General features: G+C 61.3%; 24 protein-coding genes. 1 reads left to right on the top strand and 23 read right to left on the bottom strand.

Annotation, left to right across the window (positions count from 1 at the left end; genetic code table 11):
* Window positions 1-13: 13 nt before the first annotated feature.
* From ACI77H_RS18440 to ACI77H_RS18335, 22 genes are all read right to left on the bottom strand, one after another.
* Window positions 14-727 (bottom strand): hypothetical protein, encoded by a 714-nt coding sequence (locus ACI77H_RS18440; protein ID WP_407013168.1) that lies wholly within the window; start codon window positions 725-727, stop codon window positions 14-16.
* The gene (locus ACI77H_RS18435; protein WP_407013167.1) at window positions 724-1872 is read right to left on the bottom strand and encodes a DUF2515 family protein; all 1149 of its coding nucleotides are present in this window, start codon (window positions 1870-1872) and stop codon (window positions 724-726) included. Before ACI77H_RS18435 ends, ACI77H_RS18440 begins: the two co-directional genes overlap by 4 nt.
* 233 nt (window positions 1873-2105) lie before the next feature.
* Window positions 2106-3332, bottom strand: coding sequence for a beta-ketoacyl-ACP synthase (locus tag ACI77H_RS18430; RefSeq protein WP_407013166.1), 1227 nt, complete (start codon window positions 3330-3332; stop codon window positions 2106-2108).
* Window positions 3332-4060, bottom strand: a complete 729-nt coding sequence (gene fabG / locus ACI77H_RS18425; RefSeq protein ID WP_407013165.1) for a 3-oxoacyl-ACP reductase FabG — start codon at window positions 4058-4060, stop codon at window positions 3332-3334. The genes ACI77H_RS18430 and fabG overlap by 1 nt, the downstream gene beginning before the upstream one ends.
* On the bottom strand, window positions 4057-4518 hold the full coding sequence (locus tag ACI77H_RS18420; RefSeq protein WP_407013164.1) for a hotdog family protein: 462 nt from the start codon (window positions 4516-4518) through the stop codon (window positions 4057-4059). The genes fabG and ACI77H_RS18420 overlap by 4 nt, the downstream gene beginning before the upstream one ends.
* Window positions 4515-5711 (bottom strand): beta-ketoacyl-[acyl-carrier-protein] synthase family protein, encoded by a 1197-nt coding sequence (locus ACI77H_RS18415; RefSeq protein ID WP_407013163.1) that lies wholly within the window; start codon window positions 5709-5711, stop codon window positions 4515-4517. Before ACI77H_RS18415 ends, ACI77H_RS18420 begins: the two co-directional genes overlap by 4 nt.
* Complete coding sequence (locus ACI77H_RS18410; RefSeq protein ID WP_407013162.1) at window positions 5708-6325, bottom strand: hypothetical protein; 618 nt, start codon at window positions 6323-6325, stop codon at window positions 5708-5710. Before ACI77H_RS18410 ends, ACI77H_RS18415 begins: the two co-directional genes overlap by 4 nt.
* The gene (locus ACI77H_RS18405) at window positions 6325-7050 is read right to left on the bottom strand and encodes a class I SAM-dependent methyltransferase (protein ID WP_407013161.1); all 726 of its coding nucleotides are present in this window, start codon (window positions 7048-7050) and stop codon (window positions 6325-6327) included. Before ACI77H_RS18405 ends, ACI77H_RS18410 begins: the two co-directional genes overlap by 1 nt.
* A complete protein-coding gene (locus tag ACI77H_RS18400; RefSeq protein ID WP_407013160.1) occupies window positions 7047-8294 on the bottom strand; it encodes an NAD(P)/FAD-dependent oxidoreductase in 1248 nt (415 codons plus the stop codon). Before ACI77H_RS18400 ends, ACI77H_RS18405 begins: the two co-directional genes overlap by 4 nt.
* Window positions 8281-9438, bottom strand: a complete 1158-nt coding sequence (locus ACI77H_RS18395; RefSeq protein WP_407013415.1) for a sodium:proton antiporter — start codon at window positions 9436-9438, stop codon at window positions 8281-8283. Before ACI77H_RS18395 ends, ACI77H_RS18400 begins: the two co-directional genes overlap by 14 nt.
* Entirely contained in the window at window positions 9438-11771 is a 2334-nt protein-coding gene (locus tag ACI77H_RS18390) for an MMPL family transporter (RefSeq protein WP_407013159.1), read from the bottom strand. The genes ACI77H_RS18395 and ACI77H_RS18390 overlap by 1 nt, the downstream gene beginning before the upstream one ends.
* Window positions 11761-12462, bottom strand: coding sequence for an outer membrane lipoprotein carrier protein LolA (locus tag ACI77H_RS18385; RefSeq protein WP_407013158.1), 702 nt, complete (start codon window positions 12460-12462; stop codon window positions 11761-11763). Before ACI77H_RS18385 ends, ACI77H_RS18390 begins: the two co-directional genes overlap by 11 nt.
* Window positions 12459-12884, bottom strand: coding sequence for an acyl-CoA thioesterase (locus ACI77H_RS18380; protein WP_407013157.1), 426 nt, complete (start codon window positions 12882-12884; stop codon window positions 12459-12461). The genes ACI77H_RS18385 and ACI77H_RS18380 overlap by 4 nt, the downstream gene beginning before the upstream one ends.
* Window positions 12877-14421: a histidine ammonia-lyase gene (gene hutH / locus ACI77H_RS18375; RefSeq protein ID WP_407013156.1), complete on the bottom strand. Its 1545-nt coding sequence runs from the start codon at window positions 14419-14421 to the stop codon at window positions 12877-12879. Before hutH ends, ACI77H_RS18380 begins: the two co-directional genes overlap by 8 nt.
* Window positions 14402-15349 (bottom strand): glycosyl transferase, encoded by a 948-nt coding sequence (locus tag ACI77H_RS18370; protein WP_407013155.1) that lies wholly within the window; start codon window positions 15347-15349, stop codon window positions 14402-14404. Before ACI77H_RS18370 ends, hutH begins: the two co-directional genes overlap by 20 nt.
* On the bottom strand, window positions 15346-16080 hold the full coding sequence (locus tag ACI77H_RS18365) for a glycosyltransferase family 2 protein (RefSeq protein WP_407013154.1): 735 nt from the start codon (window positions 16078-16080) through the stop codon (window positions 15346-15348). Before ACI77H_RS18365 ends, ACI77H_RS18370 begins: the two co-directional genes overlap by 4 nt.
* A 56-nt stretch (window positions 16081-16136) precedes the next feature.
* The gene (locus tag ACI77H_RS18360; protein WP_407013153.1) at window positions 16137-17819 is read right to left on the bottom strand and encodes an AMP-binding protein; all 1683 of its coding nucleotides are present in this window, start codon (window positions 17817-17819) and stop codon (window positions 16137-16139) included.
* Window positions 17816-18361 carry a hypothetical protein gene (locus tag ACI77H_RS18355; protein ID WP_407013152.1) on the bottom strand — a complete coding sequence of 182 codons (546 nt, stop codon included), beginning with the start codon at window positions 18359-18361 and terminating at the stop codon, window positions 17816-17818. Before ACI77H_RS18355 ends, ACI77H_RS18360 begins: the two co-directional genes overlap by 4 nt.
* Entirely contained in the window at window positions 18358-18612 is a 255-nt protein-coding gene (locus ACI77H_RS18350) for an acyl carrier protein (RefSeq protein WP_008025124.1), read from the bottom strand. The genes ACI77H_RS18355 and ACI77H_RS18350 overlap by 4 nt, the downstream gene beginning before the upstream one ends.
* A 9-nt stretch (window positions 18613-18621) precedes the next feature.
* A complete protein-coding gene (locus ACI77H_RS18345) occupies window positions 18622-18882 on the bottom strand; it encodes a phosphopantetheine-binding protein (RefSeq protein ID WP_407013151.1) in 261 nt (86 codons plus the stop codon).
* Complete coding sequence (locus tag ACI77H_RS18340) at window positions 18863-19672, bottom strand: lysophospholipid acyltransferase family protein (RefSeq protein ID WP_407013150.1); 810 nt, start codon at window positions 19670-19672, stop codon at window positions 18863-18865. Before ACI77H_RS18340 ends, ACI77H_RS18345 begins: the two co-directional genes overlap by 20 nt.
* On the bottom strand, window positions 19648-20373 hold the full coding sequence (locus ACI77H_RS18335; protein ID WP_407013149.1) for a beta-ketoacyl synthase chain length factor: 726 nt from the start codon (window positions 20371-20373) through the stop codon (window positions 19648-19650). The genes ACI77H_RS18340 and ACI77H_RS18335 overlap by 25 nt, the downstream gene beginning before the upstream one ends.
* Window positions 20374-20727: 354 nt before the next feature.
* Between ACI77H_RS18335 and ACI77H_RS18330 the strand changes: the two genes are divergently transcribed.
* Window positions 20728-21498 carry a ParA family protein gene (locus tag ACI77H_RS18330; protein ID WP_407013148.1) on the top strand — a complete coding sequence of 257 codons (771 nt, stop codon included), beginning with the start codon at window positions 20728-20730 and terminating at the stop codon, window positions 21496-21498.
* 69 nt (window positions 21499-21567) lie between these two features.
* On the opposite strand, the gene trxC is transcribed toward ACI77H_RS18330, so the two are convergent.
* The gene (trxC, locus tag ACI77H_RS18325; protein WP_407013147.1) at window positions 21568-22002 is read right to left on the bottom strand and encodes a thioredoxin TrxC; all 435 of its coding nucleotides are present in this window, start codon (window positions 22000-22002) and stop codon (window positions 21568-21570) included.
* Window positions 22003-22175: the final 173 nt, after the last annotated feature.

Genomic DNA, 22175 nt, shown 5'->3' with positions numbered 1-22175 from the left:
CATCGCCGAGAACTCAAGGTTGCTCACTGAGTACTTCACACTCGGGGATCGGCGATGGCTTGGGACTACCAGGGCACAGCGAGTACACCTGCTCCCAGTCTGCTTCAATTTCATCGAAGGGGACCCATGGCTTGGCCACCGAAAGAGTAATGAGATAGCGTTCTTCGGTCGGATTTCTGGAATCACTAAACTGTCCGAGAAGCAGCATTGCTTGATACTTGTCTCCTGCCTGCCAAAAGGATCTTCCTGATCGCTCACTGTCCCGAAGCCAGGCTCGCCATTCCGGTGTATCGGCAATGGTGGGGTTGTTCCGCAGGCCCCTCGCCACCCAGCCTTTCTCGCGCCATTGGTCCTGTAAGTCGAGAACGACCTTGAGGGCATCATCAATCAGCAACGGTTCTATTTGTGGTGACATGCGGATGTCGTCAATGACGTTGTCGTCGAATCCAACCGTGAAAAAGCGCGCAAGAGGCGTGACGAAACCGAACTGCGGGTCGATGAATCGCATTCGTGCATCCACCATAGGAACTCCGAGCCACAGGTGCCCACGGATTAACGGGCTAAAAGAGGCTGAAGAGCGATTACGCATCTCTTCATACGTGCCGCCTATCTCCACGGCGACTTCCGGTTCATCCCACAAAGGCTGTCTCAGTTGGTGTATGGCGGCCAGCGCCAAAACAGCCAGAAGCAACCAGCCTGCTCCTCGGCGCCAGCTGCGTAAGTTCATGCCTCGCCACCGGAGGCGATTTCTCGAATCGACTGCTCTAATGCCCCTCGGTTGCTGTCGTTTAGCATGTCATCGAACGTCGCCGCCGCCCGGAGTACGAAAGGCATGCGTTGCTTGATGCTCGACAAGTCTGCCAGCGGGTTGGAACTAAAACCGATGGTGCGTTCGTCCTTAACGCTTTGGCATTGGCTCGTGAGGGTCAACTCAATAGCCTGAGCCACGCCAGAGGGAAAACCAGTCACGTAGGCAGCATGATTGGTACGCAGCAAGGCCACCAATTGCTGGTCCTCGTAAATGGCTGGCTGGAGGATATTGCGCTGCTCATGCCATGCTAGAAACTCCACGCTTTGGGCAATATCCCCTTCATCAATCAACTCGAAAGCACGAATGATTTCCTGATGAAATTGTCCAAAGCGGAGCTTTTTCTGCCCCGCTGGCCAAAGCACTGGCCACTTCGGATGTCCGTAAATTCCCGCTCGTGCTTCCAGGCATTTCTTCAACTCCTTCAAGCCTCGCTTCGCATAGAACTCATGCAGCGGGAAAATATCCAGAAACAGCGTGGTGTTCCCCAGTGCCATCATGTCGTACACATGCCGGAACTGTTGCTGCACCAACGACAAGTCATTTCCCTTGAAACGCAGATCTACGGACGGAACCGGGTTACGCGCATCGGCTTCTTTGTAGTCACGCAGCGCTTCGGATTGTTCGGCCATCCTGTCAGGTGTAAACAACCCGAATTCACTACGGCTATCTCGCACGCGCTGTCGGGATTGATGTTCCGCGCCAATATGTCCAATGGTGTCCGCCGCATGCAGCAGTCCGCAGCCAACCTGCTTGGAAGCAAATGCAGCAAGCCCGGCCCACTGAAACCGCGAATCATGCAACCACAGCCGGGCATAGGCTGCGTTGATCACTCGGTTGCGTTCCACCGGGTCAGCAATCAGCACGCCGCCAGGGGCAACGATGTCTTCGGCTTCGCGTTGGTAGATGCGCCAAAGGCATTCGCACGTGAGGATGGGGACCTTGGTCACCATGGTCTTGACGCCGTAAAGCAGTTCTTCTTTGCATTCACAGTCAGCAACGGGCGTGCTGTTGTGGTTCAGGCGCTGTTTATCGCTGGGGTGTTCTTTGAAGCATTGGGTCATGGCTGGAGGGTCGCTTGTCAGGAAATTCCTGAACCCTAACAGCCATAAATCCCGCCCAGATCACGCGGACCAAAAATCAGAAGTCACTGGCAGACGAGATGCCCAAAGGACGAGGAAATTACGATGAGGCAGGTAGGAAATATCCTTAAGCGCCTCGTTCACCGTAGAAGAATCCATGTTTCTTACTGTGGGGAATCAAATGATCGCCGCAGGCGGCGATCATGTGATTTTGCTTAGAGCCACCGCCGAAAGATCAACGACGTATTAACCCCACCAAACGCAAAATTATTGTTCATCACATACTGATTACTCATCTGCCGAAACTCGCCGCGCAGGTAATCAAGCTTGCCGCAGTGCGGATCAACCTCGTCGAGGTTGAAGGTGTGCGCATACAAATCGCGGTTCATCATTTCGATGCTGAACCAGGATTCCAATGCACCGCAGGCGCCGAGGGTGTGGCCGAGGAAGCTCTTCTGCGAACTGATCGGCATGTGTTCACCGAACAGCGCACTGGTCGCCAGTGTCTCGGCGATGTCGCCCTGTTCAGTCGCGGTACCGTGACCGTTCACATACCCGATGTCCGATGGCTGCAAACCGGCGTCTTCCAGGGCCAGTTCCATGGCGCGGCGCATGGTGGTCTGCTCTGGACGTGTGGTGTGCTGGCCGTCGGCGTTGCTGCCGAAGCCGACGAGTTCGGCATGAATGTGCGCACCGCGAGCCAGCGCATGTTCGAGCTCTTCAAGCACCAGCATGCCGCCGCCTTCACCGATCACCAGGCCATCGCGGCCGCTGTCGTAAGGGCGGGGGGAGGTCTGCGGCGCATCGTTTTTCAGGCTGGTGGCGTACAGCGCGTCGAAGACCATGGCTTCGGTGGGGCACAGCTCTTCGGCGCCGCCGGCAAGCATCAGCGGCAAGCGGCCGAACTTGATCGATTCATAGGCATAACCGATGCCCTGACTGCCGCTGGTGCAGGCGCTGGAGGTCGGGATCAGCCGGCCGGTGAGGCCGAAGAAGATGCTGATGTTCGCCGCCGTGGTGTGCGGCATCATGCGCACGTAGGAGTTGGCGTTCAGGCCTTCGGCGACCGAGTTGAGCAGCATGTTGCCGAATGCCTTGATCTCGTCGGTGCTGCCTGTGGAGGAACCGCAGGCGACGCCCATGCGTCCGTCCTTGATCGACGGGTCCCCCAACAAACCCGCATCGGCCAATGCCTGTTCCGCCGCGCCGACCGCCAGGCGCGAGACGCGGCCCATGCTGCGCAATTGCTTGCGGGTCCAGTGGCTCGGCACTTTGAAATCATCAATGGGACCTGCCAGACGCGTGTTCAGCTCGGTGAAGCGATCCCACTCGTCCATCCGGCGGATGCCGCTGCGGTTGGCTGCGAAGTTGGCGGCGATGGTTGCCCAATCGCTACCCAGTGAGGTGATGCCGGCCATGCCGGTGACGACGACGCGCTTCATCAGCACAGGCCTCCGTTGACGGCCAGAACCTGCCGGGTGATGTACGACGCTTCCGCCGACATCAGGAAATTCACCGCGCCGGCCACCTCTTCCGGGGTGCCCATGCGCTGTGCGGGGATCATTTTCATCAGTTCTTCCACGGGCACGTTTTCGTCGAGCATGGCGGTGTCGATCAGGCCGGGTGCGACACAGTTGACGGTGATTTTGCGCTTGCCCAGTTCGATCGCCAACGCTTTCGCCGCGCCGATCAAACCGGCCTTGGAGGCGCTGTAATTGACCTGGCCGCGATTGCCGATCAACCCAGAAACCGAAGTGATACAAACAATGCGCCCGGCGGCGCGACGACGGATCATCGGCATCATCACCGGGTGCAACACGTTGTAGAAACCGTCGAGGTTGGTGCGCATCACCACATCCCAATCATCCTCGCTCAGCGCTGGAAAAGCACCGTCGCGCGTCAGGCCGGCATTCAGCACCACGCCGTAATAGGCGCCGTGGCGTTCTACGTCGGCTTCCAGAATGGCTTTGCAGCTGGCGCGGTCGGACACGTCGAATTGCAGGACGCGTGCCTTGCGGCCCAAGGCTTCGACTTCGATTTTCACGGCCTCAGCGTCCGCGAGCCCGCTGCGGCAATGCAGCACGATGTCATGCCCGGCCTGGGCCAGGCGCAAGGCGATGGCGCGGCCGATGCCACGGCTGGAACCGGTGACCAGTACGGATTCAGTCATGACCGGACTCCTGGGGTTTCATTAAGGTATTGGGCGGCTTGCGGTGGACGAAACACGTTCAGACGGGCGGTGGCGTGAATGCCGGGGGCGTTGATGTGGCATTCGAACACACCCATTCCGTTGTCGTCTTCCAGCGAGCGAATGCCGTGGATGGTCAGCTCGGTGCCGGCGGGAAAGTGCTCGACATTGCATTCGAATTTACGGGTGCCGAGCAGGAAACCCAGCTCCACCGCATTGCCGCGCTGGCGCGCATGGCAACCGGCGTAGGCGGCCACACTCTGGGCCATCAGTTCGATGCCGACCCACGCCGGCAGGCTGCCGTCGGGCCGGTTGAACAGGCCATCGGGCTTGACGGTGAGGCGGGTGTGGATCTGCTCATCATCGAACGCGAGGATCTGATCGATGAGGATCATGTCGCCAGCGTGCGGCAGCAGTTCGGCGAGCGGCCAGTCAATCATGGGGCGTCTCCGATAATCAGGCTGACGTTATTGCCACCGAAGGCAAAGGAATTGCTCATCAGGTAGCGAGGTGCAATGGACGCCAGGCGAGCGGCCGGGGTCACCCAGTTCAGGGGCGGCATTTCGGGATCTGGCTGGCCATCCCAGCAGTGCGGCGGCAGCGCCTGCTGGTGATTGCCCGCGCTCAGGCTCAACCAGCAGAACGCCGCTTCCAGCGCACCGGCCGCGCCGAGGGTATGGCCGGTCATCGGTTTGGTCGATGAGCAGGGGACGCCAGCCGGGAACAGTGCCGACACCGCGAGGCTTTCCATGGCGTCATTGTGTTGAGTGGCGGTGCCGTGCAGGTTCAGATAAGCAATCTGCTCGGGTTGCAGATGCGCACGGCTCAAGGCTTTGCGCATCGCTTGCTGAGCGCCACGGCCGGAGGGTTCCGGTGCGGAAATGTGGTGCGCATCGGAGCTGGCGCCACTGCCCAGCAGGGCGATCGATTGTTTGTCGCCAGCCACTTTGGTCATCAGAAACAGCACCGCCGCTTCGCCGATGTTGATGCCGTTGCGGTTCACCGAGAACGGGTTGCAGCGTTGCTCGGATAGCGCTTCCAGCGCCGAGAACCCGTTAAGGGTCAGTTTGCACAAACTGTCGACACCGCCACACAACACCGCGTCGCACAGGCCCAGATCCAACAGGCGCTGGGCACTCATCAATGCTCGGGCGCTGGAGGTGCAGGCGGTGGAAATCACATAGGCCGGGCCGCTGAGTTGCAGCCAGTCGGCAAGGAAATTTGCCGGCGCACCGAGTTCCTGTTGCTGATAGTCGTAAGCGTCCGGGAACTGGTGCTCGCGGATGTAATGGGCCAGGCCGCGACTGGCTTCATCGATGCCGGACGTGCTGGTGCCGAGGATTACGCCGATGCGGTCGCGGCCGTAGGTCTGGATCGCTTGATCGATGTCGTCGCGGATTTGCAGTGCAGCTTCCAGCAACAACTGATTGTTGCGACTGCTTTGCTTCACCAGTTCCGCCGGGATTGGCGCCAGTGCACCACGTACCGCGGCCACCGGCAGTGAGCGCTCCGGCACCCAGCCGGACTCGCTGCGCATGCCGGTGCAATCGCCGGCAAACAGGTTGCGCGCGACTTCGCGTTTGTCGCGACCCAGGGCGCAGATCACTCCGAGGGCGTTTAGGTAAGCGGTCATGGCGTCTCACCGCTCAGGGGCGTGACTTGATACGTCGGACCTTTGGGCAGTTTCAATTCAAAGCTCAGCGGTTGTGAGTAACGGACTTCCCAGTGTTCCGGCAATGAACGCTGTGCGCCATGCTGCCAGGCGCCAGGATAGTTGCCGTGTAATTCATCCTTGGGCGTCAGCGCGAACAGCAGCGCGGCGAAGAGTTGTCGGGCTTCCGGGTTGGGCGGCAGCAGGCCGTCCGCCTGCCATTGCCCGTCGATCAGTTTCTGACGGGCCTGTGGAATGCCCAGCAAGTCCATCATCGACCAGCGAATGCCCGGGCCTTCGCGGACAATCACCAGCACCCAGTCCTGACGCTGGCCGTCCAGCAGACGCTGAATGTGCAATTGCTGTGGCAACGGCAGGTTCGGGATTTGCTCGGGTAGCGGCGCCTGGCTGGCGCAGGCGCTCAGCAACAGCACGCAGCCTAGCAACATAAATCTCAGCAGCGCCGCCGCCCCTGTGGGAGCGGGCTTGCTCGCGAAGGCGGCGTTACATTCAACCATTATGTTGGCTGACCCACCGCTTTCGCGAGCAAGCCCGCTCCCACAAGGCGTGTACTTCGAGCCACTGACAATGAACATCACACAACACCTTCAAGCGGTTTGCGCGCCACCACATTGACCAGGGTTTCTTCCCGTTGGCCGAAGGGTTTTGGCCGGCGCAGACCCCAGCGCTCAAGCAGGCCGAAATCCTTGGCGCGGCTCCACCACAAATACGGATAAGACACGTTGTGCGGGCCGAATTCGAAGCCCTGGCGACGAATCATATCGAGGTACTCGGCGGCGCTCTTCTGCACGTGCATCGGATGGCGGAACAACCAGCGAATCACCCAGGTATCAATGTAAGCCTCGGTGGATTCGGCGAACAGCAGATAACCGCCCGGCTTGAGCACGCGGTAGAACTCGGCGAGGGCTTTGTCCTGTTCCACCAGATGATGGAAGGTCTGGTGACAGAACAGCAGATCGACGCTGGCGTCCGGCACGGCCAGCGTGGCGCAGTCGCTGCCGATCAACTCCACGTCCATGCCCTGACGGGCGGCTTCTTCGCCGCTCAAGTCGAGGCTGTGCGGGTCGGCGTCCACACCGATCAGGCGCTGCGGGGTAAAGGTCTGGCGCAAATACTGGAACGACTTGCCCTGACCGCAACCGGCATCCAGCAACACCGGATGGCTTGGCAACGGTTCGCTGAACAGGCTGCGCAGGTCATTGATCGCGACGCGCAGTACATGGTGCTGCCAGGTATGGCTGCGCAGGAACCAGAACCCGAAGCGGGTTTCCTCGACGTAGTTGTCGCTCAAGTAGCTCATGTGGCATCCCTTGCACAGAGTTCCGACAGCATCCGCAGCCGGCGTTTCGGTTCGGCGACGAATGGGTTTCGCTCATCCCAGGCATAGCCGGCGAGGATCGAGCTGATCATGCGGCGGATGTCCGGCGAGCTGTCCGGATGGAAAATCACATCCTGGAACGTCCCGGCGTACCAGCCTTCGACGTAGCAGCGGAAGGTGTCGACGCCGCGTTTGAGCGGTGCGGCGAACTCGGTTTGCCAGTCGACACGTTCACCTTGCAGTTGGCGGTGCAGCACTGCGGCGGCCATGCTCGCCGAACGCATGGCGATGGTCACGCCGGAGGAGAACACCGGGTCGAGAAACTCTGCCGCGTTACCCAACAGCGCAAAGCCCGGGCCGTGCAGGGTTTTGACGTTGGCCGAGTAGCCGCCGATGGTGCGTGCCGGCGTGTCCCACACCGCGTTGTTCAACACGCCGCTGAGGCTCGGCGTTTCGGCAATGAAGCCGCGCAGGCAATCGTCCAGATTCTCGCCGCGACCGGCGAAATGTTCCGCCGCCGCGACCACGCCCACCGAGCACCGGCCGTTGCTGAACGGGATGGTCCAGAACCAGACATCGCGTTGGGTCGGATGGGTGGTGACGAGGATTTTCGTGCGGTCGAAACCCGGGTGGTCGATGTGGTCTTCGACGTGGGTGAACACCGCCTGACGCACCGGGAAGTTCGACGGCGCCTCGAGGTCCAGCAGGCGCGGCAGGACGCGGCCGTAGCCGCTGGCATCGAGCATGAAATCAGCCTCGACGCGGTACTCGCTACCGTCCTCGCGTTGCACGCCGAGCAGAGGTTTTGCCCGATCGACATCGACGCTGACGATCGCTTCACCGTAGCGGATTTCCACACCTTGCAGGGCGGCCTGATCGGCCAGCAGCTTGTCGAAATCGGCGCGCTGGACTTGAAACGTGGTCGGCTTGCCGTTACTGAACGTGTCGCCGAAATCGAAGGCGCTGTACTGCTCGCCCCAGGCGAACGCCGCACCGGTTTTCAGTTGGAAACCGGCTGCGTTCACGGCCTCCAGCATGCCGGCTTCTTCGACGAAATCCAGGCAGTGCGACAGCAGGCTTTCGCCGATGGAGAACCGTGGGAAATGCTGGCGCTCGATCACCAGAACGTCATGCCCCTTGCGCTTGAGCAGCGCGGCCGCAATGGCGCCCGATGGGCCGGCGCCGATGATCACTACCTGACGACGTTCCATTTCAACGATTGGCATGGGGGCTCCTTGCCGGGACGGCAGCTTTCAAAGGGATTCGGTGCATACCGACCAATGCCGGCAGCAGTGTCGCGATCAGGCCCATCAGCATCAGCGCAAAGTACAGCGGCGGGCTGATGAGGTGTTGTTGCAGCAGCAGGTTGAGAAAGACGATCTCGCTCAAGCCGCGAATATTCAGCAGCACACTTTCACGCCAGCGGCTGGCGCCCGCAAACGAAGCGCCGGCCCAGCCAAGTCCCAGCCAGTTGCCCAGCAGTTTGCTGGCAATCGGCAACAGCAGCAGCGCGGCCAGTTGCGCCCAGCTCAGGCTGTCCATGGCGCTGTGGACATTGATCTGCACGATGCCGAACGTCAGGATCAGCGGGATCGCGATGTGGGTCTGCAGGCGATTCATCCACACCGCCGGCATGGGCAGCACCAGCGGCACTTTCAGCGCGGCCATGCACAACAAGTAACCGATGCCGAAAATCAGCGCATTGAGTTTGTAGTGCTCGGCCACCACCAGCAGCGCGAAGAAACAGCCGCTGTACAACCGTGGCTGGCGCAAGCCGAGAACTCGCAGCAGCACGGGCAGGCACGCGCCGGCCAGAGGCAGCAGCAGACTGCTCAGGTGCAGACTGCCCTGGGCGATGGCGAACAGTGTCCAGCAGGTGAGGTCGATGAGGATCGCGGTTTGCACCAATCGCCGGGTGGCGGCGACCGGGTAATCGATATGCCGAAGGTACAGGTACAACACCGGGATCGCGGTGATGGCGAACAGCAGGCCAACCGCCAAAGAGCTGATCCACGGCTGTGGCGGCAGCAGCCAGATCGCCGTGGCCAGGCCGCAGGCAAACGGAACGCAGAAGCTCGGCAGAGCGATTTTCAGGCTCTGGCGATCAAGGCGCAGATCAATCACGTCGCTGAGGATGTAGCCCAGCAGCAGCGCGAAACTCAGGCTGTAGAGGTTTTTCAGCCAGATCGGCGCGACCAGCGTCGCGCCGCTCAAGTGCCACTGAGGTTCGATCCAGAAGTACATCAGCAGCGGCAAACCGACGGTGGCCAGCAACAACTGGCTGACGATCGGGATCAAACAGAAGTGACGCCCGACGCGGGTGGCCACGGCGAACAGCGCCAGGGCCATTGCCCAGAACAGCACGACCATCACGCTGCCGACTCCGCGACGGTGGTCGCATGTATCTGCCGTCCGGCCCACGGCGCAAGGATGAAGCTGAACGCCAGGCCAAGGCTCACCGACAACCCGAAATTACTCACCGCGGGGGTGCTGGACACGGCCAGCAATCCGAACGACAGCCACGTGGTCAACGCCGCCAGCAAGGTGCCCAGCAGGCTGACGGCGGCGCCGCCGACCTGTTCGCGCATGAGGATCGCATAGTCGACGCTGATCGCCGTCACCAGCAGCAGGCCGAACAGGCTGAACAACGTCAGTGGCTGACCGAGCCAGCCGAGACTGGCAAGGCTGCACAACGCCGCCAGCAGCGGCAGGGCGACAATGCGCAACGCGCCGCCGAGGCCGAATGGCAGGATCAGCACCAGCACGATCAACACGCAGGAGGCGAGTTTCAGTTCAGCGGCGCTGATCTGCGTCTGGGCAAACACTTTGTTCAGTTCACCCAGTCGATCCACCAGTTCCACCCCCGGCAAATCCAGCGCCTGAACGCGCAATAGCGCAGGGTTGTTCAGGCCTTGCAGGCTGACCATCGCCGCCACGCCATCCTCGGTCGGGCCCAGCCATAGGGTTCGATAGGGTTCGGCCAACGGTCCGGTCAGCGCGCTGTCGATGTCTTCAACAGGCAACGCTTGTAGCTTCGCCAACTCGGTTTTCAGTGCTTCGAGCGGTACGCCGACGTCGAGCAACGGTTGCCAGAACGCCGGCAACTTGCTCAGCGCTTCGCGCACTTGCAGTTGCACGTTTGGCTGGCTGACCAGTTGGTTCAGCGACAGATAGCCCTGAAGTTTTTCCAGATTGATCAACTGATCCAGCCGCTCGCTCAACGCGGTTTGGCGTTCGAGCAATTCTTGTTGATTGGCCGCTCGCACCAGGAAGAACTGGCTGGTGGGTTGGTAGCCGGTGATGCGCGCGATGGTCTGGGCTTCGTCCGTCAATTGCTGCGGTGCGCCGACCCATTGGCGAATATCGTTTTTGCTGTCGAGCTGCAACAGACCGCCCACGCAGAAGGCAATCAGCAGCGCCAGCAGCACTGGCGTACGGGCGAAGCTCAGCAGCCTTTCGCGCAGTGCCAGCAAATAGTCGGCGACACGCAATGGCCATTGTGCCGGACGCAAATCCGAGCCCTTGAGCAGCGCGGGCAACAGGCACACCGCCGACAGGTACGCGCCAAGGAGGCCCGCAGCGGAGAACACCGCAATCTGGGTCAGGGCCGGGAACGGCGTCCAGGCCAGCGCGAGGTAACCGATGCAACTGGTGATCAGGCTCAGCGTCAGCCCCGGCAACGTCAGGCGCAGCGCCGGCCAGCTGTGCCAGGGCTTCAGGCTCCAGCTCTTGGACAAGTAGTGTAACGGGTAATCGACCGCGACGCCGATCAGGCTGGAGCCGAGCACCAGTGTCATCACATGCATATGGCCGAACAGCGCCACGCACGCCACGGCGCCGAACAGCATGCCCACCAGTACCGGAACGAACGCCAGCAACACGCGCAAACGGCGGAAGGCCAGCAACAACAGCAACAGAATGCCGACCGTGGCGCCGCCACCGACCCAGGTCATTTCCCGGGTGGCTTGTTGTTGACCAGCCGCTGCATAGAGCAAGCCGCTGGCAGCCAGCAGTCGCACGCCGCTCTGAGCCGCTTCTTCGCGGCTGTGCTTGAGCAGATCGGCCACTTGCAGCGGCAGGTTCATGTCAAAGGCATTGCCGGTGGTGCGCGCTCGCAGCAACACCCAGCTCTTGCCGTCGGCATCGGCGACCAGTGCGCCGCTGCCGATGTCCAGTTGCACTGAACCGTGTTGCGGCTGGCTGTTCTGGATACGCCCGGTCAGGCCCAGCCAGTCATCCTGACTCGGCACCAGGCTGAAACCGGTGAACGGGTCGAACAGCGCCTGCACCCGTTGCTGAATAAAGGTGTCGGGGTGCTCGATCAATTGCTGGCGATCCGCTGTCGAGAGCATCGCCAATCGGCCTTGCAACAGTTGCGTGCGCAGCGCGGGCAAGTCGGCTTGCAGGGTCCAATTGACCTTTTCGAACAGGCCGCTGGCCTGCCACTGCTCGCCCAGTTTTTGCGCCATGGCCACCGCCTGCTGGCGATCAGTGTGACCGACCAGCACCAGCATTTCGCGGTTCAGCGGTTCTTGCATGCGTTGTTCGGCGAGCAGCTCCAGTACGTCGGGCGCGGTGCCCGGCACCAGTTCCATCAGGTTGGCCGACAGCGGTGCGCCGTCACGCCATTGCCAACCGGCGAGCGCGAGTACGGCCAGCAGCAGGATCAGAAACAAACGTGGAAGCGTGCGTTCACTCGGCAAAGTCGTGTTGCTCCGCGTCGCTCAACGGTTGGGTGCTGCTGTCTTGCATGCGCAGCAAGGTGCTGTCGCCCTGGGTTTCCAGCAGCTCGATGGTGCTCACCAATTCGCCGCCGGTGATGTTGATCTGATTGAACACCTGCTTGAGCAGCAGCGAGCGCGGGGTCAGCGTCAGTTTCCAGTGCTGCGCCTCACCGCTCAGCGACAGTTCGAAATCCCGTTGCAGCCCGCTGCTGTCGCCTTGCAGCACGGCGAGGAACAAGCGGTTCTGTTCGGCACCGGCACTCTTGCCCGGCAGCATCTGCCAACCGCTGGCGTCACGTCGCGCGATGCCTTTGGCGGTGATGCGGTAATCCTGTTGCAGCGGGGTTTTCAGCAACCACAGCAGGCCGTGGTTTTTCGCGAGGACGAAGGTGCCCTTGCTGGTCAACGGTTGGGGCAGGGCACGCAGGTGTTTTTCCTGGATGAAGTGGCCGTGGATCACATCAGGCTTGGCCAACTGATCGCTAAGCTGTTGCAGGTCGAAGGCGTGAGCCAGCCCTGGAATGCCCAGCAACACGCACAACACGGTAGGAGCGAGCTTGCTCGCGAAAAGCCTGAGAGCGCCACGGAGTGTCAGGTGCCCAGCGTCATCGTTAACGACCATCGCCGGCAAGCCGGCTCTTACAGGGGAATGGGGGGGGCAGAAAATCATGACAGGGCCCTTGCGACGGCATCGGTGAAGACCTTCGGTGAGGCCAACTGCATCTCTCGGCTGCTCATGTCGACGGCCACCTGCACGGAACTGGCCCGGGTCAAACGTTCACCGGTTTGCAGATCGCTGATCAGGTAATTGATCTTCAGACGGTTTTCCCACTCCACCAGATTCGCCCGCACGTTCAGCTTCTGACCAAACACCGCACCGCGCACATAGCGCAACTGCAGGTCGATCACCGGCCAGGCGTAACCCGATTCGACCATGGCCGTGTAGTTGTGGCCGATCCTGTCCAGTAGCGCGCAGCGAGCGACTTCCAGGTATTTGACGTAATGGCCGTGCCAGACGACGTTCATGGTGTCGACGTCAAAGAACGGCACGAGGATTTCCGTATCGGTGTGAAGCACTCCCTTGCTACGCATGCAACCTCCAGTGTTGCTCGGCAATCCGCTTCAGGCACAGGCGCAATTCGCCTTCCAGCGCGCGGTCTTCGATGACCGGCGGGAAGTCCTTGGCCAACTCTTCATGCATGGCGGCGAGGGCCGGTGGCAGCGGGCGGGCATCTTCAGCTTTGCTACGCAGCCACACGCCCTGATTGGCGGCAAGCAGGGTAGCGGCGGCGACCTGTTCGGTCAGCTCCAGCACGCGGATCGCATCACGGGCAGCGATGGTGCCCATGCTCACTTTGTCCTGGTTGTGGCATTCGGTGGAACGTGAAAACACGCTGGCCGGCATGGTGTTTTTCAGCGCTTCGGCAGTCCAGGCGCTGGTGCCGATCTGCACGGCTTTGAAGCCGTGGTTGAGCATCGCGCGATCCGCGGTGGCGCCGGACAGATTGCTCGGCAAACCATGGTTGTAACGTTCGTCCACCAGCAACGCGAGTTGACGGTCGAGCAGGTCGGCTACGTTGGCCACCAGGTTTTTCAGGCTGTCCATGGCAAACGCAATATGGCCGCCGTAGAAGTGCCCACCGTGCAACACGCGTTCGGCTTCAGCGTCGATGATCGGGTTGTCGTTGGCGCTGTTGAGTTCGATCTCGATGAACGAGCGCAGCCAGTTCAGGCTGTCGGCCAATACGCCGAGCACGTGTGGTGCGCAACGCAGCGAATAGCGGTCTTGCAGGCGATGCAGCGGCGCGGTGGGCGCGTCGATCGCCAGATCCTTGCGCAGCCACGCGGCGACTTGCATCTGCCCCGGATGCGGTTTGGCGGCGAACAGGCGTTCGTCGAAGTGCTCCGGGTTGCCTTGCAGCGCGACCACGTTCAGCGCGGTGATACGCGTCGCCAGTTGCAGCAGGTAGTCGGCGCGGGCGTAGGCGAGGCAGGCGAGGCCGGTCATCACGGCGGTGCCATTCATCAGCGCGAGGGCTTCTTTCGGGCGCAGAACCAGCGGCTCCCAACCGAGTTCGCGGTGCACATCGGCGGCCTGGCGGCGTTCGCCACGGAACATCACTTCGCGTTCGCCGGACAAGGTCGCGGCCACATAGGACAGGGGCGTCAGATCACCGCTGGCGCCCACCGAGCCCTCTTCCGGAATCAGCGGCAGGATGTCGTGTTCGAGGAACGCTTGCAGGCGTTCCAGCAGTTCCACGCGCACCCCGGACACGCCGTGACACAGCGACTGCAAACGCGCTGCGAGCACCGCGCGAGTGGCTTGTGCGTCGAGCAGTTTGCCCAGGCCGCAGCCGTGGAACGTGTACAGATGACGGGGCAACGCCTCGACGTGATGCAGCGGCACCGCGACCACACAGGAATCGCCGTAACCGGTGGTCACGCCATAGATCACGCCTTCCTTGTCCAGCAGGGAATCGAGGAATCGCGCGCCCTTGGCGATGCGCTCGCGGTAGGCAGGATCAGCCTGCAACTGCGTCGGCACCTGACGGTTGGCCAGGGCCAGCACGTCTTCGATGCGCAAAGGGAGTTCGCCGAAGGTTACCGGCTCAAGCGTTGGCGTCGTCATCGGTCTTCCAGAAAGGGTAAAAGTTGAACCATTGTTGAGGCGCTTCAAGGCAATAGTGACCCAGGCGCTCGGCGTAGCGGGTCGCCCACTGATGAATGACCTGTTCGCGGTCGCTGCGCTTCCAGGTGATCGCATCGGCGAACGGTTCGAGGGTCAGCCGGTAATCACCGTCGGGTTTCTTCAGGCACAGGAGCAGGTTGACCGGGCATTTCAACAGCCCCGCAAGCAACCACGGCCCTTGCGGAAACTTTGCCGGATGCCCGAGGAAATCCACGGTCACGCTGCGCCCGCCATGCAACGGCACGCGATCACCGGCAATCGCCAGCCACTCGCCGCGCTCCAGGCGTTCGTGCAGTTGCAGCATGATCACCGGGTCGAGCTCGCTGACCTGAATCAGCCGCAGATTGGTCGCCCCGGCTTCGCCGAGCAAACGGTTGAACTGCTCGGCGTGCTTGGTGTGCACCAGCACGTTCATCGTGACCTTTTCGCCGATTTCCGCCAGCGCCCGGCACACCTCGAGATTGCCCAAATGCGCGCCCACCAGCAGTTGCCCGCGGCTGCCGCGCAGCTGATTGCGCAGCAATGCCGGATCGATGATTTCGATCTGCTCGATGCTCAACTTGCCGTTCCACACGTCGAGTTTGTCGAGCATCGAATCGGCGAAGGCCATGAATTGGCCGAACACCCGCAAATGGGTCGGGCGCAATTCAGTGCGAGCGCTCCAGTCGGCCAGGCGTTGCTGATATTGCCAGGCGCTGTGGCGGGCACTGCGACCGAACAGGAAAAAGTACAGGACGATGCCGTACAACAGCGGGCTCAACAATCGGCGGCCGAGTACCTTGGCGCCGAACGCGGTGAGCTTCATCAGCCAGAAACTGCCGCGCTCCTGGCGGTCGGCCCAGTGTTCTTTATCTGTGTTGCTGCTCATGCCCGCCACCGTCGCCAGAGGATCACCGGTGCCCGCAGCAACATGCCGAAGAACAACCGGGTGTGCATGCTCGAAATCAGCACATTGTCGTGGAACATGCGGAAATGCGAGACGCCGTCCAGCGGGTAATGCACCTTGGTCGGCAACCACTGCATCGGCTGATTGCGCCAGGCCAGGCGCACCAGAATGTCTGAGTCGAAGTCCATGCGCTTGCCGATCTTCGCTGACTCGATCACTGCCAGGGTTGCTGGCAACGGATAGACGCGGAAGCCGCACATGGAGTCGCGAATCTGCAACGACAGGGTGTTGATCCAGACCATCACGTGCGTCAGGTAGCGGGCGTACAACCGGCCTTTCGGCACGCTGGCGTCGTATTGCGGATAGCCGCAGATCACCGCGCGCGGGTGGACGCGCGAGTGTTCGATGAAGGTCGCGACGTCTTGCAGGTCGTGCTGTCCGTCGGCGTCGACCTGCAAGGCGTGGCTGAAGCCCAGGCGCGACGCTTCGCGCAGACCGGTCATGACCGCGCCGCCCTTGCCTTGATTCGCGGCGAGGCGGATCAGGTAAACCATCTCGCGCCGGGCCAGTTGATCGAGCACCGCCGCGCAGGACGGGTCGCTGGCATCGTCTACCAGAATGCATGGCAAGTTGCTTGCGATCACTGCGTCGACCACGGTAGTGATCGCGGTTTCGTGGTTGTAGACCGGGATAATTGCGCAAGGGTTATGCATTTTGGGTTTCGCCTGTAAGACCGAGGCGCCTGCATCGCGAGCAGCACTCGCCCGACTTACTCATCACCCGAAGCCTCCAGCAAAATCCGCCCGCTGGAGCACGTGGCGGTCTCGTTGCGATAGGCGAAATACAACTTGCTGCGTACCGGATCGAAGCGCAGGTGTAACTGGATTTCATCGCCGGGGCGCACCAGTTGCTGGAATTTCAGCACTTCCATGCCGGCGAATGTTGCTGGCAGGTTCATCAACTGTTGGCCGAGGCTCAGGGCCCAGTCCACTTGCACCACGCCGGGCAATACCGGCGCCTGGGGGAAATGACCGCTGAAGTACGCGAGGTCCGGTGGCACCGCCAGTTGCAGGCTCCATTCGCCATCGACTTCGACCTGCTCCAGCACTTGTGGCGTCTTCGGACGCGACGCCAGCAACAAGGCTTCGACGTCGGCCTGAGGCAGTTTGCCCTGAGCGTTCAGCGGTAACTGCCGCAGTAAACGCCAGCGACGAGGCAAGGCAAGGGCTTCGCAATGCTGGTTCAGGTGTTGGCGCAGTTCCTGAGTGAGGGTACGTCGACCTTGCTTGCGCAAGGCTTGCAAACCCGATTCGCTGAGCACCAGCAACGCCCCCAGCGACGCACGATTTTCCTGGACCACGCCGAGGCGCGCGTCGGCGACCCAGTCGTGGGCCATCAGCGCCTGTTCGAGCATCGGCAGCGAGATCCGTTTTTCTTCCAGTTTGACGATTCGGTCCAGCCGGCCCAGCAATTCGAAGCGGCCATCGGCAGCGATTCGCGCGGCATCTGCGGTGTGTTCAATATGGCCGGGTGGCAAGTACGGCGAGGCAATTAGCAGCGCGCCATCGCTGTCCTGATTCAATTCGATGCCCGCAAACGGCTGCCACAGATCAAGTCCCTGACGCCAGGCAATGCCGCCGGTTTCCGAACTGCCGAGGATTTCCGTCGGCCACTGTTGCAAGCGTTGCTGCAGACTTTGCGCGGCCTCGGCCGGTAATGCGCCACCCGAGGAGAACACCCGACGAACCGCGCTCAAACTCGGCCAGTCAAGGTTGTCGCCCATGCGTTTGAGCAGCGCCGGGCTGCACACCCAGGCGAAGGCTGGGTGTTCGCGGCTGGCGCGCTGTAAATCTTCCGGGAAGGCCAGTTGCTTGCGCAAGAACACGCGCCCGGCGCACAGCGGCCACAACACCCGAAACAGCAGACCGTAGATGTGCTGGGTGGCAACGCTGCCGATGATGCAGGCTTCGCCCAAATTGGCGCCCCAGAGCTGTTCCAGTGCTTCGACTTCATTGGCCAGTTGGCGCAGGTTTTTGTCGATGCGCTTGGGTTCGCCACTGGAGCCGGAAGTGCACAGGCTCAGTGTGCAGCGCTCCAGGTCCAGCGCCGCGGCGGCCAGGGGGGCCTGTCGGTAATCGCTCAGATGTGCGTCATCGGCCTGGTCGGTCAGCCACAGATCGACTTCGCCGGACCAGCGCTGGCGCGTCTGGGGTTGCAGGTCGGCAGGCAGCAGCACGCTGACCCCGGCACGCCAGGCGCCGAGCAGAGCAATCGCCAGGTCGGCGGCATCTTCCAGATGCACGGCGATGCGCTGCGCACCCAGGGCTTGCAGGCCAGCGGCCAGGCTCAGGGCCTGTTCGCACAACTGCGCGTGATTCAGCACCGGCCCGGCCGTTACGGCGCGTTCCGGTTGAGCCTTGAGCAACAATTGCTCAAGTTTTATCCAATTCATGGGTGGCCTCGTACCCGTTGTCGTATAAGCCATTCAATGGCAAACATCAGGCCGATCAATCCATAGGAGATCAGGCCGGTGTACAACATCCACCAACTCAGCGGCGCCCAAAGGGTCAGGGCGGCGGCGCACAAACCGTTGCAGAGAAAAAACCAACACCAGGCAATGGTGACCTGGCGGGTGTAGCGAATCGCCTTGGCCGGCAAACGTGGCTCACGCAGGCGGGCCAGACGCTCGATCATCGGCGGACCGAATTTGAGGCTCAACCCGAACAGCACCAGCATGAAGCCGCTGATCAGCACGGGGTACCAGCGCAGCATGGCGGGGCTGTCAAACAGTGCGAGCAGCAGGCAAAACACGATGGCGACGGTGGCCATCCACAGGCTTCCCGGTCGACGCGCCCCCGTCACCGCTCGCGCCAGCCACAGGCTGCCCAGCAGCAGACCGAACTGCCACGGGGCGAAATGCTCCATGCCGAAATACACCGCAAAAGGGTACAGCAGCCCCGCGAGCAACAGGCCGAGGCCGATCAGTCGACTCATGCGGCCGGCTGAACCAGACGGTAGACCGCCTCGACAACGTCGCTGACGGTACGCACCGATTTGAATTCTTCGGCGGCGATTTTCTTGCCGGTCTGGCGTTTGATGTGATCGATCAGGTCGACCGCGTCAATGCTGTCGATTTCCAGGTCCTGGTACAGGTTGGAATCGAGGCTGACACGTTCGGGATCCAGCTCGAAGAGTTCGACCAAGGCATCGCGCAGGGTGTTGAAAATGTCGTCACGAGTTTGCATGGTCCGGTCTCAAGCTGCCTGTTTTGCAGTGACGAACGCCGCAAGGCTCGCCACGTTGCTGAAGTGATTACGGGTGTCCTTGGCGTCGGCGTCGATTTTGATGCCGTACTTTTTCTGGATCGCCAGGCCGAGTTCCAGGGCGTCGACCGAGTCCAGGCCCAGGCCTTCGCCGAACAGCGTCTGGTTGTCGCCGATGTCTTGCGCACTGATGTCTTCGAGGCCCAGGGCTTCGATGATCAGTTCTTTGATTTCACGGTGCAGATCGCTCATCTTCGGCGAGCTCCTTAATAAAGTAGTGATGCAGGTAATCATTGAGCTTGCGCGAGGCTTGCGGTGCCGGGCCTTGTGCGGCGAAGGCCTGTGGGTCTATATCGGCCCCGACACGGAAACTGAAGTGCACGCGGCGTTTGGGGATCCGATACCAGGGTTCGGCCTTGGTCAGTGTGGTCGGGCTGACCTTGATGATCACCGGGGTGAGGATTTTCGCACCGCGCAGTGCGATCGACGCCGCACCCCGATGAAAGGAGGGCGCTTCGCCTGGCTGCGTTCGCGTGCCCTCGGGGAAAATGATCAGGGTCTGGCCGCTTTTCAGCGCGTCGGCCGCCGCGTCGAGCATGTCCATGCTGCCGTCGTTGCTGATGTATTCGGTACGGCGCAGCGGGCCCCGGGTGAAGGGGTTTTCCCAGAGGCTGCTTTTGACCACGCAGTTGGAATGGCGCACCAGACCAATCAGGAACACCACGTCGATCAGCGACGGGTGATTGGCGATGATCATCTGGCCTGGTCGACCCAGCTTTTCCGCGCCTTCGATGTCGTAGGTCAGCACGCCTGTGCGGGCCATGAACCGGACAAAAAACCAGAAACAGCGGCTGACGGTTTGACGCGCCCGCAAGCGATGCGTCTGCGCACTGCCGGGCAGGCAGCTCAGCACCGGAAAAACGACCAGGCGCAGGCACAGCCCGCCCAGTCCGAAGAGGGTGAAGCTTGCGGCGGTGGCCAGCAAACGCCAGTAATAGGCGTCGCGGTTTTTTTCGGTTACAGGTTGCGTTGCCAGGTCCATACACGATTTTTCCAGGCATGTTGGCAGGTGGTCTGCTGGCCAAGCAGGGTACGCAAGAGATTCAGGGCATGGGGCCAGTGGGCTTTGGACAACACATCCGGGGTGCTGTTCAGGGACAGCTGCCAGTCATTGCCGGGCGTCAGCAATAAACCCACCGCGTAAGGGAAGGGCACGTCGTCGATCCAGTCCGAATAAGCTTCGGGTGGCTGTTCTTCGGTGACCACCAGCAGGACCGCAGGCGCCCCTTCGGCAAGCAGTGCCGCAGCCTCTAGCATGCCGTGCTCAAGGCCATCGCCAGCCGCAGCCAGGGCAGTCATTTCGCTGGTTTCGCCGCGCATGATCGACCACAGGCCGATGACTGCGTTATGCACAGACAGGCTGAACTGGGTCGGCGACAGTGGCTGATCGGCGGCCAGGTCGCTGAGGATATCAAAGGTGCGCGGGGTCTCGCCGTGGCGGGAAATAAAGACCAGCGGTAGGTCAGGGCGACCATCGGCCAACGGCCAGCCGACACTGAATGCCATTCGCGCCAGACGGCTGAGCCGCCGCCGTTGCATGGCCGGCAGAAACGAGACGTCGGGGGCGGCATCGCAACCTGGCGGCGCGACCGGTTGGCGGCTCCAGGCCTGCCAATCGTCCACGCTTTCGAGCCCAGGGGCCCACGCGCGCCATTGGGCGATGTTGAAGTTGATCACAGGCATTCATCCCGCCCCTGCGGGCTTTCTTGACGCGGCAAGTCGCAAATCAGCGGCTCACCTGACGTGACGCAGAGCGTCGAGTGGCGCGCATTATCCCGGTGCGGTGAGCGCGTAGCAAATGCTGGTTACATTTTGCTCAACGAAATGTACCGATTGGTCCGTGAGTGGCTGTCGTTTGGCCATTATCCACATCGGAGGGCGAATGTCTGTCGGCCCCTGGCGCATTTTTCTGGACGAGATGGCGGCTTTTCCAGTGAGGGTTTGCACCTGACTGTGTAGTCCCTATGCCGGCGAGGTAGCTAATCAACGCCGTGGACTACTACACTCGGTCATTCTTTGATACACGGAGGTTTTGACATGCGGCGCGTGGTTTTCAATCAGAAAGGCGGCGTAGGCAAATCCAGCATTGCCTGCAATCTGGCGGCGGTCAGTGCCAGCGAGGGCTATCGCACCCTGTTGGTGGACCTCGACGCTCAGGCCAATTCCACCCAGTACCTCACCGGGCTAACCGGTAATGACATCCCGATGGGGATCGCCGACTTTTTCAAGCAAACACTGTCTTCGGGGCCGTTCTCAAAGAAAAGCCAGGTCGATATCTACGAAACGCCATTCGAGAACCTGCACGTCATTACCGCCACCGCCGAACTGGCGGACTTGCAGCCCAAGCTTGAGGCGAAACACAAGATCAACAAGCTGCGCAAACTGCTCGACGAACTGGCCGAGGACTACGACCGGATCTACCTCGATACCCCGCCAGCGTTAAATTTTTATGCGGTTTCTGCCTTGATTGCCGCTGATCGTGTGCTGATCCCGTTCGACTGCGACAGCTTCTCCCGTCAAGCGCTGTACGGCTTGCTGGCAGAAATCGAAGAACTGAAGGAAGACCACAACGAAGGGCTGGAGGTCGAGGGCATTGTCGTCAACCAGTTTCAGGCCCGCGCCAGCCTGCCGCAGCAAATCCTCGACGAATTGATTGCCGAGGGCTTGCCGGTGTTGCCGGTGTATTTGGGCAGTTCGGTGCGCATGCGCGAATCGCACCAGGCCAATACGCCGCTGATCCACCTCGATCCACGGCACAAGTTGACGCAGCAATTTGTCGAGCTGCATCACCTTCTCGAAAGCGCCTGATTTTTCCCGGCAACACTCAAACCATGTGGGAGCGAACCTGCTCGCTCCCACATTTGATTTGTGGTGGCTTTAGATTCCCTGGCTACGCAACCAGCTCATCAACTGCGGTAACGGGAAGGCGCCGCTCTGGCGCGCCACTTCCCGGCCGTTCTTGAACAGAATCAGGCTCGGAATCGAGCGAATCCCCAACTGGGCGGACAGCTGCTGATTAGCCTCGCTGTCCAGCTTGGCCAGCCTGCATTTTCCCGCCAACTGACTGGCCGCCTGCTCGAACACCGGGGCAAACGACTTGCACGGCCCGCACCAGTCCGCCCACACGTCCACCAGCAACGGCAGATCACCCTTGATCTGACTGGCGTAATCACCTTGGTTCAATTCGAAAGGCTTGCTCAGCAAGACCTCGGCTTTGCAACGACCGCATTTCGGGTGGTCGCTGAGGCGCTCGGCAGGGATGCGGTTGAGGCCGTTGCAGTGGGGGCAGGGGATGAGGAGTGGTTCGGTCATGAGGGTGGTCCTTTTAAGGCGGCGTCCTCCTGATTTGGAGACGTTTGCTCATATTTTCAACCGTTCGAACAAGCGCAGCGAATCTACGCTAGGAGACGCTGGCGCGCCGCTGGTCGGCCTATGATTATCGCAACTTGCGATATTTGCCTCCTGTGGTTAACTCATCCATAGCC

Source organism: Pseudomonas sp. O230, assembly GCF_045447035.1.
Lineage (GTDB): Bacteria > Pseudomonadota > Gammaproteobacteria > Pseudomonadales > Pseudomonadaceae > Aquipseudomonas.
Note: the sequence above shows the minus strand (reverse complement) of the source record. Positions and strands in the feature narration are given on the sequence as shown.